10 protein-coding genes are annotated in these 12,387 nt (G+C 62.4%); 5 read left to right on the top strand and 5 right to left on the bottom strand.

What is annotated here, in order from left to right; genetic code table 11:
- Positions 1-29 precede the first annotated feature (29 nt).
- From AA098_RS19405 to dsbD, 5 genes are all read right to left on the bottom strand, one after another.
- A complete protein-coding gene (locus tag AA098_RS19405) occupies positions 30-731 on the bottom strand; it encodes an ATP-binding cassette domain-containing protein (RefSeq protein ID WP_060539008.1) in 702 nt (233 codons plus the stop codon).
- Positions 731-1,468, bottom strand: coding sequence for a hypothetical protein (locus AA098_RS19400; RefSeq protein ID WP_060539009.1), 738 nt, complete (start codon positions 1,466-1,468; stop codon positions 731-733). The genes AA098_RS19405 and AA098_RS19400 overlap by 1 nt, the downstream gene beginning before the upstream one ends.
- A gap of 827 nt (positions 1,469-2,295) precedes the next feature.
- Positions 2,296-3,054: a thiol:disulfide interchange protein DsbG gene (gene dsbG / locus AA098_RS19395; RefSeq protein ID WP_060539010.1), complete on the bottom strand. Its 759-nt coding sequence runs from the start codon at positions 3,052-3,054 to the stop codon at positions 2,296-2,298.
- Between the two features lies 1 nt (position 3,055).
- Positions 3,056-3,892: a TlpA disulfide reductase family protein gene (locus AA098_RS19390; RefSeq protein ID WP_064614926.1), complete on the bottom strand. Its 837-nt coding sequence runs from the start codon at positions 3,890-3,892 to the stop codon at positions 3,056-3,058.
- Positions 3,892-5,607 (bottom strand): protein-disulfide reductase DsbD, encoded by a 1,716-nt coding sequence (gene dsbD / locus AA098_RS19385; RefSeq protein WP_004576408.1) that lies wholly within the window; start codon positions 5,605-5,607, stop codon positions 3,892-3,894. Before dsbD ends, AA098_RS19390 begins: the two co-directional genes overlap by 1 nt.
- A gap of 658 nt (positions 5,608-6,265) precedes the next feature.
- Between dsbD and AA098_RS19380 the strand changes: the two genes are divergently transcribed.
- Genes AA098_RS19380 through AA098_RS19360 form a run of 5 tightly spaced genes read left to right on the top strand, consistent with a single transcriptional unit; the run spans position 6,266 to position 12,378 of the window.
- The gene (locus AA098_RS19380) at positions 6,266-9,097 is read left to right on the top strand and encodes a xanthine dehydrogenase family protein molybdopterin-binding subunit (RefSeq protein ID WP_064614925.1); all 2,832 of its coding nucleotides are present in this window, start codon (positions 6,266-6,268) and stop codon (positions 9,095-9,097) included.
- Positions 9,090-9,626, top strand: coding sequence for a (2Fe-2S)-binding protein (locus AA098_RS19375; protein ID WP_014755857.1), 537 nt, complete (start codon positions 9,090-9,092; stop codon positions 9,624-9,626). Before AA098_RS19380 ends, AA098_RS19375 begins: the two co-directional genes overlap by 8 nt.
- 2 nt (positions 9,627-9,628) lie before the next feature.
- Entirely contained in the window at positions 9,629-10,840 is a 1,212-nt protein-coding gene (locus AA098_RS19370; protein WP_003254263.1) for a cytochrome c, read from the top strand.
- A gap of 3 nt (positions 10,841-10,843) precedes the next feature.
- Positions 10,844-11,815 carry an XdhC family protein gene (locus tag AA098_RS19365; protein ID WP_003254261.1) on the top strand — a complete coding sequence of 324 codons (972 nt, stop codon included), beginning with the start codon at positions 10,844-10,846 and terminating at the stop codon, positions 11,813-11,815.
- On the top strand, positions 11,812-12,378 hold the full coding sequence (locus tag AA098_RS19360) for a nucleotidyltransferase family protein (RefSeq protein ID WP_004576177.1): 567 nt from the start codon (positions 11,812-11,814) through the stop codon (positions 12,376-12,378). Before AA098_RS19365 ends, AA098_RS19360 begins: the two co-directional genes overlap by 4 nt.
- Positions 12,379-12,387 lie beyond the last annotated feature (9 nt).

Here is a 12,387-nt window from a genome sequence, read left to right as displayed (position 1 = left end):
TTGGCGCCCCCTCTCAATGGCCACGGTACCTAGACCGAAGCATTGATAAAGGCTTCATCCAGCGATTTGGCATGGTGGCGTTCCATGAACTGTCCACCACTGTCAAACGCTTCCAGTCGCTTGTTTGCGAGCATATAAAAGCGCTGGCAGTTTTTCGTGATTTCCTCTGTGTAATGAGAAGCTATCAGCACGCTCGCACCTTCCGCGCACGCGCTTTTTATACCGAGCCATATATAGTGTCGAAATTCAGGGTCTACGCCAGCCGTTGGCTCGTCAAGAATGATCAAGTCACTGTTTAAAAGCAACAAGGTCAGCGTGAAGTAGCTGCGAATTTCACCGTAGCTGCAATTGGCGGCTTTTTTCTTGGCAATTTCTGCATATCGCTTGGACAGTGACGGGGACCATTTGGCTAGTTTCGAGAGAATCTCTGTGTGATCTGGGGAAACGTTGGGGGTCAGGCTGGTGATAAGCTTGCCCGCTTCGTTCATGCGGAGCAATGGGGGCGGTGTAAGGATTTGCGTCAAATAGGCCTGACGCCTGGATAAATTGGAAATAGCACCCTTTGTCGGCTTCTTTATTTTACAGATGAGGTCGAAAAGGGTTGTCTTTCCGGCTCCGTTGTTGCCCAGAATACCGACCAGTTCCCCCGCTTTTATAGTGAGTTCAATGTCGTTCAGCAGCGGGTTTCCGCTGTATCCGAAGTGAAGGTTGTTTATAGTTAAAATGTCCATCAGTATCGGCTCCATATGGGTTGGATTCTGAAATACCTTCCGGTCAGATATGTCGAGGCTGCAGAGGCCGAAAGTGCAGTCAGGAAACTGTTGAGAAGGGGCATTTCGCCATGGAAGATCTGCGCGCTTAGAAAGAGCGGGTTGATCAGCGTTAGCGTATGCGAAGCATCGTGCCCCAGCGTGGCACCGGTGTATCCGGAGACCAGCATGAGAAATGACATGAGTGAGAAAAGTGTGCTGGCTGTGCTGAATTTTATCGGCAGCGCAGCGATCCCCAGGCCGATACAGGTGAACATGAGGTAGCTGGTGTAGAAGCATGCCATCAGATAGAGGTATTCAGGAAGTGAGTAGTGACCTCGTAAGGGTTTGGTCAAGAGGTAGAATAGTGTGGCGTAAAGCGAGCTCAATAAAAAATAACTGAGTGTGTGGGCGGTCAGGAATAGCTTGATTGCGCTATGTTGGTAGATGAAGGACCGCGTGAAGCCACTTTCCCTCCTGCCGATGAGGTAGAAGCTGAATCCAAAGAACGCGAGGGTGGCAGAGATGTATGAGTAGAACCAGGCGGCTGAAGCGGTATAGGTCGAGGCTGCATGCGTTGGCTGGGTGATGATGAAGAGTATGCAAGGGGCCAGCGCTGACCAAAGAAGCGATGTGGGCTCCCTCAAGTGCTCAGTGGTCAAGATTTTTGTGATTGTCGTGATTTTTTTTGCGCTGCGGATACAGTGGTTTGGGTTCATGAGTAGACCATTTTGGTGTCATGGTTGCGTGTTGTTTGATTTCGCAGTGAGTGTCGAAGCCAATGCCATGAGGCTAATGCCATATTGATTTTTCATGAGTGTCTCCTGGTTTTTGGTGTGGTCTGAAATGTACGGGTATGGAGGTTTAGGCGTTCGGTTGTTTCAAGTCAAGCTTTCGGTGGGGATGGCGTGGCTGGGCGTGATATTGGAGTGTTCGGTTTAAAGCTATTTTTGTGGGAAAATTCTTCAGAAGGGTCTTACTTAAACCTGATAATGTTTTTTGGGACTTATTTTTTCTTCTAATTGTGTAAGAAGTTTCTGTTTTTGATGCTCGAACGCTCTGTTGTGAGCGCCCGAGTGTTCTTTGTTGTGCGTGTGTGTGGGATTTGAGTAAGGGAAGCAAGCAGACGATGTTTAACGACAGGGGGTGCCGAATAATTGTTGCTAGATTTGTTGAGTGGCAGATTGAAATCTGCGCGGGGTAGATTTGCCGGGCCGGGAGATTTACTGCTTGCGAAAGAACGGCCTGCGTCCAATCACCAATGTGTCTCCACCCCCGATCAGCGTAGGAGCGGGTTTACCCGCGAATACAGTGGCGGCGGCAACGGTGAACGGCTGGTGGAAATTGGCCAGTAGGTCCGGCCCTTTCGCGGGTAAACCCGCTCCTACGCCCGACCGCGCAGGCCTTGCGATCACATGCCTGGCGCAAAATCCAGCCGTTAGCGCGAGCCCCGTAGGAGCGGGTTCACTCGCGAACACCGGCGTAGCCGGTGCCATGCCCCGCGTCACCTGCTTCGTGGCGCTCGATCTGTGCCCCACCACATGCACTAGCGCTTGCCCAGAATCTTCCCCAGCATCTCCGGCCGTGGTGCCCCTTGCTGGCTTTGCAGGTTGCCTTGCTCATCCTGATAGAAAATGGCTGGGGTCGCCTGCAACCCCATCTCTTCCATCAACGCCATGTTCGCCGCCAGTTTCTGTTGCACAGCCTCTGGCACCTGTTCCAGCGCCTTCAGGGTGCTGGCCTTGCCGGCCTTCTCATGCTGTTGCAGTGCCTTGGACGGGTCTTTCGCCGCCAGCAGTGCCGCTGACTTGCCCGGGCTGTCCTCGCGGATGATGCCGACCATGATATGGCGCAACTGCACCTTGCCCGACTCCACCCAGGGCCGCGCCTGTTCCCAGAACATGTTGCAGTACGGGCAGTTCGGGTCGCTGAACAGGTACACCTTGCGCGGCGCGTCGGCCTTGCCATCGGCGATCCACGCGGTCTTTTCCATTTTCGCCCAGATTTCCTTGCTCATCGGCGCGTATACCAGCTTTTGCAGCGGCTCGGCGCTCAGGTCCTTGCCCTGTTCGTCGAACAGGCTGCCGACCAGCACGTGCTTGCCGTCGGGGGTCAGGTACAGGGCCAGGGCGTTGTTCTGGTACTCGGCGGCATAACCGCGCAGGCCGTTGGGCGCATCGAAGCTGCCCTTGATCACGGCCCCTTTGGCTTGCAGTTGCTGAACCGCCTTGGGCAGTTCTTCGGCTTGCAGGGCAGGGGCGGTCAGCAGGGCCAGGGACAGGGGCAGCAGTGCAGTCAATCGCATGTCAGTTTCCTTGTGCGGCAGGGGCGGGCGCAATGGCCCGGTCGAAAGGTTCCAGGGCGTGGCGCAGGCTGGCCCGGGACAGTTCGCCCAGGTGGCTGCCGACCAGCCGCCCGTTGGCGTCGTAGAACAGGGTGGTGGGCAAGGCCATGGAGCCGACGCGCTGGGCCAGCAGGCCGGTGCCGTCGAACAGCACGTGGGTCAGGCTCAGGCCGGTGGTGGCGAGGAAGGTGCTGACGTTTTCCGGGGTCTCGCCCTGGTTGACGAACAGGAAGGTCACGTGCGGGTAATCGCTTTGTGCCTGTTGCAGCACTGGCATCTCACGCCGACACGGCGGGCACCAGGTGGCCCAGATGTTGATGACCAGCGGCTTGCCGCGGTAGCTGTGCAATGCCACGGCCTGGCCGCCGGCGTTGCGCAGGCTCAGTTCGGGCAGTTCGGTGCCTTTGCTGTACAGGTGGCCGCCGAGGCTGGCCAGGCCCCAGAACAGTGCGCCGCTGAACAGCGCCCAGCCTAGCGGGCGGCGCAGGCCGGGGTGGCGCCAGCCCTGCCACAGGGCTCCGAGCACGATGCCGGCAAGGCCCGACCAGAACAGGAAGCCGCCGTCACGGATGTCGATGATTTGCAGTGGGTCGTCCTGATACATCGGCCAGTAGGCCAGCACGAAGCCGGCGCGGGCACACAGCAGGCCGATCAGGAACAGGTTGAACAGCGCCGATTCCGGGCTCTCGCCGCCACGTCGGGCGACCCACCAGCCGACCACGCTGGCGATCACCAGGGCGGTGAGCATCAGCAGGTGGTTGAGGGCCATGGTCAGTGGCCCGAGTGTTACGGTCAGCATCAGCCTTGACTCCTGGTCTGGACCCAGTGTTGCTGGAACGCGGCTGCGTCCACCTCACCGGTGATGCGTCGCGCGCGGCGTTCTTCGCCTTCCGGGCCGATCCAGATAATGCTGGGCGGGCCGGGTACCTGATAGCGCTGCAGCAGGGCCTTGCTGGCAGGGCTGTCGGCGGTCACGTCCAGGCGCAGCAGGTGTACACCGGCCAGTCCGGCTTGCACGTCGCTCCGGGCGAACACCTGCTTTTCCATGACCTTGCACGACACACACCAGTCGGCATAGTAGTCGAGCATCACCCACTGGCCGCGGGCTTTGGCCGCATCCAGCTCACGTTGCAGGTCTTCGGGGCGGCTGACGGTGACGAAGCGGTCTTCGGCGTGTTGGCTTGGGGCTGTCGCGGCGACGCCACCGGCGAACGGGCTTAGTGGCTGCCAGAGGTCGTCGCCGCCTGCTGCCGCACCGACCAGCAACAGGCCGCCCCACAGCGCGCCGAGCAACGGTACTGCACGCAACGCCGGCAGCCGTTGCAGGGCCGGCCAGGCAGCCCAGGCCAGGGCGATCAGCCAGGCGCCGCTCAGTGCCAGCAGCAAGGTCGCAGGCAGCAGGCTGCGCACGGTGTACAGCGCCATGGCCAGGAACACGAAACCGAACACACCCTTGACCCGGTTCATCCACGCACCCGGGCGCGGCAGATAACGGTTGCCCAGGGTTACCAGCAACAGCAGCGGCACGCCCATGCCCAGGCCGAGGCTGAACAGCACCAGCGCGCCTTGCAGCACGTCGCCGCTCTGCGCGATGTACAGCAGCGCACCGGCCAACGGCGCAGTCATGCACGGGCCGAGTAACAGGCCGGACAACGCCCCGAGCAATGCCGCGCCATACAGGTTGCCGCCACGGGTACCTTGCCCGGCGCGGTCCAGGCGGTCGCGCAGGGCGGCAGGCAGTTGCAGTTCGAAGGCGCCGAACATCGGCAGTGCCAGCAGCACGAACAGCCCCGCCAGGCTGCCCAGCAGCCAGGGTTGCTGCAGCCAGGCTTGCAGGCTGGCACCCAGCAGGGCAGCAACCACCCCGAGCCCGGCGTACACCAGGGCCATGCTCAGCACATAGACCCCGGCCAGCAGCCAGCCACGGCGGGCGCTGGCGCCATTGCCCAGCACCAGCCCGGCCAGGATCGGCAGCATCGGCAGCGAGCAGGGGGTAAACGCCAGCAGCAGGCCAAGGCCGAAGAACGCCAGCAGGCTCCAGGCCAGGTGGCCTTGTTGCAGGCCGCTGGCCAGGGCCTGGTCGCTGGCTTGCTCGGCGGCCGGCGTTACGCTGCCACCCAAGTCGATCGAGGTGGTTTGCGGCGGGTAGCACAGGCCGGCGTCGGCGCAGCCCTGCCAGCCCAGGCGCAACTGACCCTGGGCGTTGGCAGGCAATAGCAGTTCAAGCTGGTCGCGATACACCGCGCTGTCGCCGAAGAACTCGTCGTGATGGTTGAGTGCCGGTGGCAGTTGCGGGTGCTGCTCGGTGGGCAGGCCATCGAACTTCAGGCGCTTCTGGTACAGGTAGTAGCCCGGCTTGATCTGGAAGTACAGGCGCATCTGGCCGTCGGCCTGGCGGTCGTGGGTGAGCACGAAGGCTTGGTCAACCGGCAGGAAGTCTGGTTTCACATCGAACGGGTTGGCTTGCAACGGGCCGGCCAGTAGGAGTGTGAGGAAGAGCAGGAGAACGCGCATGTCTTCGCCTTGGCAGATCTGGGAATGGGGCCATGCTGGCTGGGGTTGATTAAATGAAGGTTAACGCGGGTGTTGGGGTTGGGGTGGTCAGGAGTAGTAAGAGTTTGGTTCTGGATTTGCAGGGTCTTCGTTGTTGGATTTTCGAGGGGGCGGCGTTGGAATTTTGAGGTGTTTGCCGGGAGATTTTCAGCGCCTGTGAGATCGAGCGCCGCCCGCGCGGCGCTTCGCGGGTAAACCCGCTCCTACGTTTGTTTCGGGCCAGTCCCTCCTGCACCAGTCGCGCGCGACCGCCTTGTTTGTACGACGCGATATCGAGACATGCGCCAAGGCGGTCGCGCGCAAATCTCACAGGAATAATTGGCCCGAAACAAACGTAGGAGCGGGTTTACCCGCGAAGCGCCGCGCGGGCGGCGCTCGATCTCACAGGCGCTGAAAATCTCCCGGCGAACACCTACCAGGCGCTGAAAATCTCCCGCCAAACACCTACCCGCCAAAGCGCGAAGTCCGCCCCTTGTCCTATACACACCGCGACACATTGTCGGCTTGACTTTGCCTATATCCACCCAATTGCTGTAAAGTTGACGCCAAGGTCAGCTTTTCTCAAGCCAGGCCAAGAATCAAAAGAAAGGGCAGGCCCCAACTGCCCAGAGGATCAAGCATGTCCAACCGTGATATTTCCCGGCGCGCCTTCCTGCAAGGCGGCCTGATCGCTGGTGTCGGCGTGACCATGGCGCCACTTGGCAGCCAGGCCTTCGCCGCGTTGATGGAGGAGCGCGTTACCACTTCGCCGCAGAAGTGGATGAACCACGACGGCAAGGCGCGTTTCCGTAACGATGCCTTGTCCAAGGTCTGCGGCGACAAAGTGTTCGCCCGCGACATCCGCGCCAAGGACATGCCCGGGTGGCCCGCGCAGCAGGGCCATGCGCTGCTGCTCAAGGCCACCACGGTTGATCGTATCTATGCCGGGCATGACCTCAGCCTGCTCGGCACCGACCTGCAGCCGGACCGCATCGTCACAGCCGCCGACCTCGAACAGGACGGCATTGCCTGGCCCGAGGCCCATTCGCCCGACCCGCTGCTGCCGCCCGGCAAGGTGCCGATGTTCATCGGCCACCCGGTGGCGATCCTGATCTGGCACGACTTCGAGCGCTTCCGCCAGGCCAAGCGCAAGCTGCAGTTCAATCAGCAGGCGATCCGTTACGGTGCCCAGGCGCCGCTGTACCAGCGCGACCCTTATGGCAGCTTCCGCTTCGTGCGGGTGGGCGGCGCCACGCCGTTCGACGACGATGAGTTCTCCAGCCTGAAGAACTCAATGCTGTTCCCCACCATTCTCAACCGCAAGCCGGTGTGGTCGAAGCAGCCCAACCAGCACGGCGACCTGACCGAGCAGGGGTTGTTCTACGCCAAGCGCATGGCCGAGCAGCTGGACAACCCGCCCGAGGACTGGCTGGTGTTCGACGAGCGCTACAAGACGCCGTCCATCGAACCTGCCGCGCTGGAGCCGGACAACGGTAACGGCTGGTATGACCCGGCCACGGGCACGCTGCACTTCGTGGTCGCCACTCAGTGCCCGTTCGAAGTGGCGCAGGAATGCGTGCACATGATCAAGCCGTCGCGCTTTGCCCTGAACACGCTGAACATGCATCCGGGCTATACCGTGGGCTATGGCTCAAAAGACAACAACATCTTCGTCTTCTATGCCGCGGTGGCTGCGCTTTACGGCGCCGGCGTGCCGATCCGCCTGGCCAACGACCGCTACGAGCAGTTCCAGAGCGGTATCAAGCGCCATGCCTTCGATATCCGCTACCAGCTGGCGGTGGACAAGAAGGACAACAGCTTCAAGATCTTCCGCGCCGACATGAGCTGCGACGGCGGCGGGCGCATCAACTACAGCCCGTCGGTGGCAGCCGTGGGCGCCACGGCAGCGCAGTCGATCTACTACATGCCACAGAACGACCTGTCGGTGACCGCCTACTATTCCCGTGGCGTCGAGGCCGGCTCCATGCGCGGTTACGGCACCCTGCAGAGCATGGCGGCCACCGAGATGATGGTGGATGAGATCGCCGGCCGCCTGGGCGTCGATGCCATCGACCTGCGCCGCGCCAACGCGCTGAAGTCGGGCATGAAGAACACCCAGGGTGCGGTCCCGGCCGGCGCCCTGCGCCTGTACGAGATCCTCGACAAGGCCGCTGTGCACGAGTGGTGGCGCAACCGCGATGCACGCAAGCAACAGAGGGACGCCAAGGACCCGGACCACTGGTACGGCGTCGGCTTCGCCATCTGCCAGAAGGACTTCGGCACAGGCTCCGAGGCGCCGATGGCCAGTGTCGAGTTCAGCGCCGATGGCCGCATCAGCCTGCGCCATATCGGCACCGAGCTGGGCACCGGCATGTCCACCTCCCAGGCTTTGGTGGTCAGCGATTTCCTCGGCCGTTCGGCCGACGAGGTGAAGACTGCAGTCACCGAATGGCCAGAGCTGCAATTGAGCACCAGCGGAAACCCGTACCTGATCAGCCAGCCGGAGCAGGACGCCGCGCTGCGCAACCCGCGCTGGGTCGGCAAGCTGGCGTCGCCATCGTCGGCGACCAACTCGGCGTTCTACTTCAGCCATGCCACCCGCGAAGCGGCGCGTGTGCTGTTCAATCATGGGTTGTGGCCGGCGGCCATGGCGATCTGGAGCCAGGGCCCGCACGGCGGCCAGGCCAACCCGTTGGTGGTGCGCCGTGAAAATGCGGTGTGGGTCAACGGTGAGCTGACCGGCAACGGCCTGGCGCCGATTCCGTTTGCCCAGCTGGCGCAGAAGGCCCACGACATGGGGCTGGTTACCGGCGTGAGCGTGCACGGCTTCAACCGCTGGAGCTGGGCCGAGGCCGACTTTGTCATCGATGGCGTGCGCGAGCGCTTCCCGCTCGATGCCATGGCGGTGAAGTACGGCGATGGTGCGGTGAATGCCAAGAAGGCGCAGATGGGCAGCCATGGCTATCACCTGCTCGACCGGCAGAATGCGGCCTACCCCGACACCCAGCTGAACAACGCCATGGTCACCTACTACAGCCCGGTGGCGACCATCGTCGAGGTCAAGGTCAACAAAGGCACCTTGGAGACGCAGGTGCTCAACCACCACAGTTGGGTCGAGTGTGGCCGGGTGCTGGTGCCGGAACTGGTCAAGGGCCAGCTCGAAGGCGGTATCGCCATGGGCATTGGCCATGCACTGACCGAAGAAATGCCGTTGTACGAGGGTGGGCCCGGGGAGGGCGACTGGAACTTCAACCGCTACCGCCTGCCGCATGCGCGCGATGTGGCGGTGTGGCAGCAGACCAGCGAAATCCTCCCGCCGCTGTCACCGACCGACCCCTCCAAGGGCATCGCCGAAGTGGTGATGATCCCGGTCGTCGGTGCCATCGGCAATGCCGTCGCGCATGCCATCGGCAAGCGCGTGCGCGATCTCCCCATCACCCCAGCCCGTATCAAGGAGGCCCTCAATGGCTAACCGTCCACTGCAACTGACGCTCAACGGTCAACCGGTCGGGCCGGTCGAGGTCCCCGCGGACCTGGCGATGATCGACTACCTGCACGAACACCAGAACCTCACCGGCTCGCGCCTGGGTTGCGGCCAGGGCATCTGCCACGCCTGCGTGGTGATCGTCGACAACCCCGATGGCACCAGCGAAGAAGTGCGCACCTGCATCACCGGTGCGCATTACTTCGAAGGCAAGAAGGTTCGCACCATCGAAGGCCATGCCAAAAAAGACCAGGCCGGCAACCTGACGCTCAACCCGATCCAGCAGAAGTTCGTCGACCTGTTCGCCTTCCAGTGCAGCTACTGCGCACCAGGCTTCGTCAACGCCGCAACCGTGCTGGTGGAAACGGCCCAGCGCCAGCCGCTGAAGAAGAGCGAAGTGGAAGACCGCATCGAGGCCAGCCTTGGTCACCACATCTGCCGCTGCACAGGCTACGTGCGTTACTACGATGCCACCCGCAAGGTGCTCAACGATCTCGGCCTGGTCAAGGAGGGTTGAACATGGGCTTCGTACGTAGCGCCTCGGCATTGGCCCTCGGGCTGGCGGTCAGTTCGTTTGCCTTGGCGGCCGACGATGCGCAGGTCAAGCGCGGTGAATACCTGGCCCGCGCGGCCGACTGCATGGCCTGCCATACTGCCGAAGGCGGCGCGCCGTATGCGGGCGGGCTGCCGATCCATTCGCCGTTCGGCACCATTTATGGCAGCAATATCACCCCGGACAAACAGTACGGCATCGGTAACTACAGCGCCGACGAGTTCTTCGCCGCAGTCACCGAGGGTAAGCGCAAGGACGGCGCCAACCTTTATCCTGCGATGCCTTACACCTCGTACCACCTGATCAAGCGTGAAGACTCGGACGCGATCCTCGCCTACCTGATGACCATACCGCCGATCAACCGCCCGGCACCGCAGACCGCGTTGCGCTTCCCGTTCAATGTCCGCATGGGGCTCAGCGGCTGGAACATGCTGTATGGCAAGAGCGTGCAACTGCAGCCGACCGAGGGCAAAAGCCCGGCCTGGCAGCGCGGCCAGTACATGGTCGAGGTCATGGGCCATTGTGGCGAATGCCATACCCCGCGCAACCCGATCGGTGCGCTGCAGCAGGACCAGCGCCTGAGCGGCGGCCTGCTGGGTGGCTACCTGGCGCCAAGCCTGCTGGCCCAGGACCTGGCCGAGCGCGGCTGGACCCAGCCGGACCTGACCACCTTCCTCAAGCACGGCATCAGCGCCCAAGGCAGCATGTTCAACGAGATGTTCCCGGTGGTGCACCACAGCACCCAGCACCTGGAAGATGCAGACCTTGCGGCCATGGCCACCTACCTGCTGGGTGACCAGCCGCCGCCGGCCAAGGCTATCGAGGCCGTTGCCCTGGAGCAGATGAGCGACAGTGCCAAGCGGGGCCACCAGCAGTACCTGAACGTCTGCGCCGGCTGCCATGGTGTCGACGGCGAGGGCAAGCCGCACATCGCCGTGGCCATGCGCGGCAACACCGTGCTGCGCCAGGCCGACTCGCGCAATCTGGTCAAGGTGGTCCTCGAGGGCATCCGTGAACAGCAGTTCACCGGCTTCGAGCGCATGCAGCCGATGCCGGGCTTTGCCGACAAGCTTGATGACCAACAGGTGACAGATATGGTCAACTACCTGCGCCAGGCCTGGGGTGGATTGCCCGGCGACCTGAACGTACAGCAGCTCGCCGAGCTGAAGGCGGAGTAAAGCGTGCAGCATCTCGATCTCCAGGTGATCCGTCAGGCTTTGCAGTGGTCCTGCAACGGCCAGCGGGTATGGTTGTGCACGGTGCTCGCCACCTACGGCTCGGCGCCGCGTGCGCCGGGTTCGCTGCTGGCGGTCAACGCCAGCGGCCAGTGGCTGGGCTCGCTGTCCGGTGGCTGTGTCGAAGACGACTTTCTCGAACGCGTGGCCCTGGGGGAATTCCCGGAGCCGGTTGCCATCGTGCGTTATGGCGACGGCAGCGACCCGCGTTCGCGCGTTCGCCTGCCGTGTGGCGGTGTGCTGGAAGTGCTGGTGGAGAACCTGCCGGTTGAATGCGAGGTGCAGGCGCATCTGCGTGAGTTGGAACGTGCGCTGCTGGGCCAGCGCCGGGTACTGCGTGAGGTGAGCCTGCCAACGGGTACCCGCCAGCTGCTCGATGACCATAGTCAGGGGCCACGGGTCGAACGGGAAAATGCCCGGGTGCGCTTGCGTGTCGGCGCCGCCCAGCGGCTGCTGCTGGCCGGCTATTCCAGCGTGGCGCATTTTTGCGCCGAATTCGGCAGGGGGCTGGGTTTTGAGGTCATCCTTTGCGAGCCGCGTGACGAAGTACTCGACGGCGTAGTGCTGAATGGCATAGAGGTGCGCCGCGAGCTGCCGTCGGAATTCATCGCCAATGGCGGTTGCCATGCCGATACGGCAGTGGTGGCATTGACCCATGATCCAAAAATCGATGACCTGGCCATGCTTGAAGCCGTGCGGACCGAAGCGTTCTACATCGGCGTAATGGGCTCCAAGGCCACCTCCGACAAGCGTCGCGAACGCTTGCAGCGAATTGGTGGCCTGGGTTGCGACGAGCTGGCGCGCATCCATGCGCCGATTGGCCTGAACCTGGGCAGCAAGACCCCGGCCGAGATCGCCCTGGCGGTACTGGCCGATATCCTTCGTGCGCGCAATGGCATCGAGCGGGCGGCGCTGTGAGCGTGGTTGCGTTGGTATTGGCGGCAGGCAGCAGTGTGCGTTTCGGCGCTGACAAGCGCCGTTCGCTGCTGGCTGACGGTCGAAGCTTGCTGGTACACAGCGTAGAGAGCGCCTGCGCAGTGTTCGATGATGTGCGGGTGGTGTTGCGTGAAGGGGAGCGAGGCGTGGACCTGGGGTTGCCTGCGCGGTGCAGGGTGGTCTCCAGTCCGGATTTCACATTGGGCATGGGCCATAGCCTGGCGGCCGGTGCCGCTTCGCTGGCTGACAGCGAGGCGCAGGCAGTAGCGATTCTGTTGGGTGATATGCCCTGGGTGGCGTCCGCGACCCTGGATTTGCTTGCACGCGAGGCCAGTGGGTCAACGATAGTCCTGCCTTGTCATGCTGGACGACAGGGCCATCCGGTGTTGTTCGGGCGCGATTTCTGGCCGGCGCTTGCCCGGCTGAAGGGTGATGAAGGGGCGCGTTCGGTGGTCAAGGCCAACCCAGCGGTTTGCGTCAGGCTAGAGGTGCAGGATGCCGGTGTGTTGCAGGATGTCGATAGGCCGGATGCGGTGCGCCCTTGAATGCGTTCG

Source organism: Pseudomonas sp. JY-Q, from assembly GCF_001655295.1.
GTDB classification, from domain to species: Bacteria; Pseudomonadota; Gammaproteobacteria; order Pseudomonadales; family Pseudomonadaceae; genus Aquipseudomonas; species Aquipseudomonas alloputida.
This window is presented reverse-complemented; position numbering and strand designations above follow the sequence as displayed.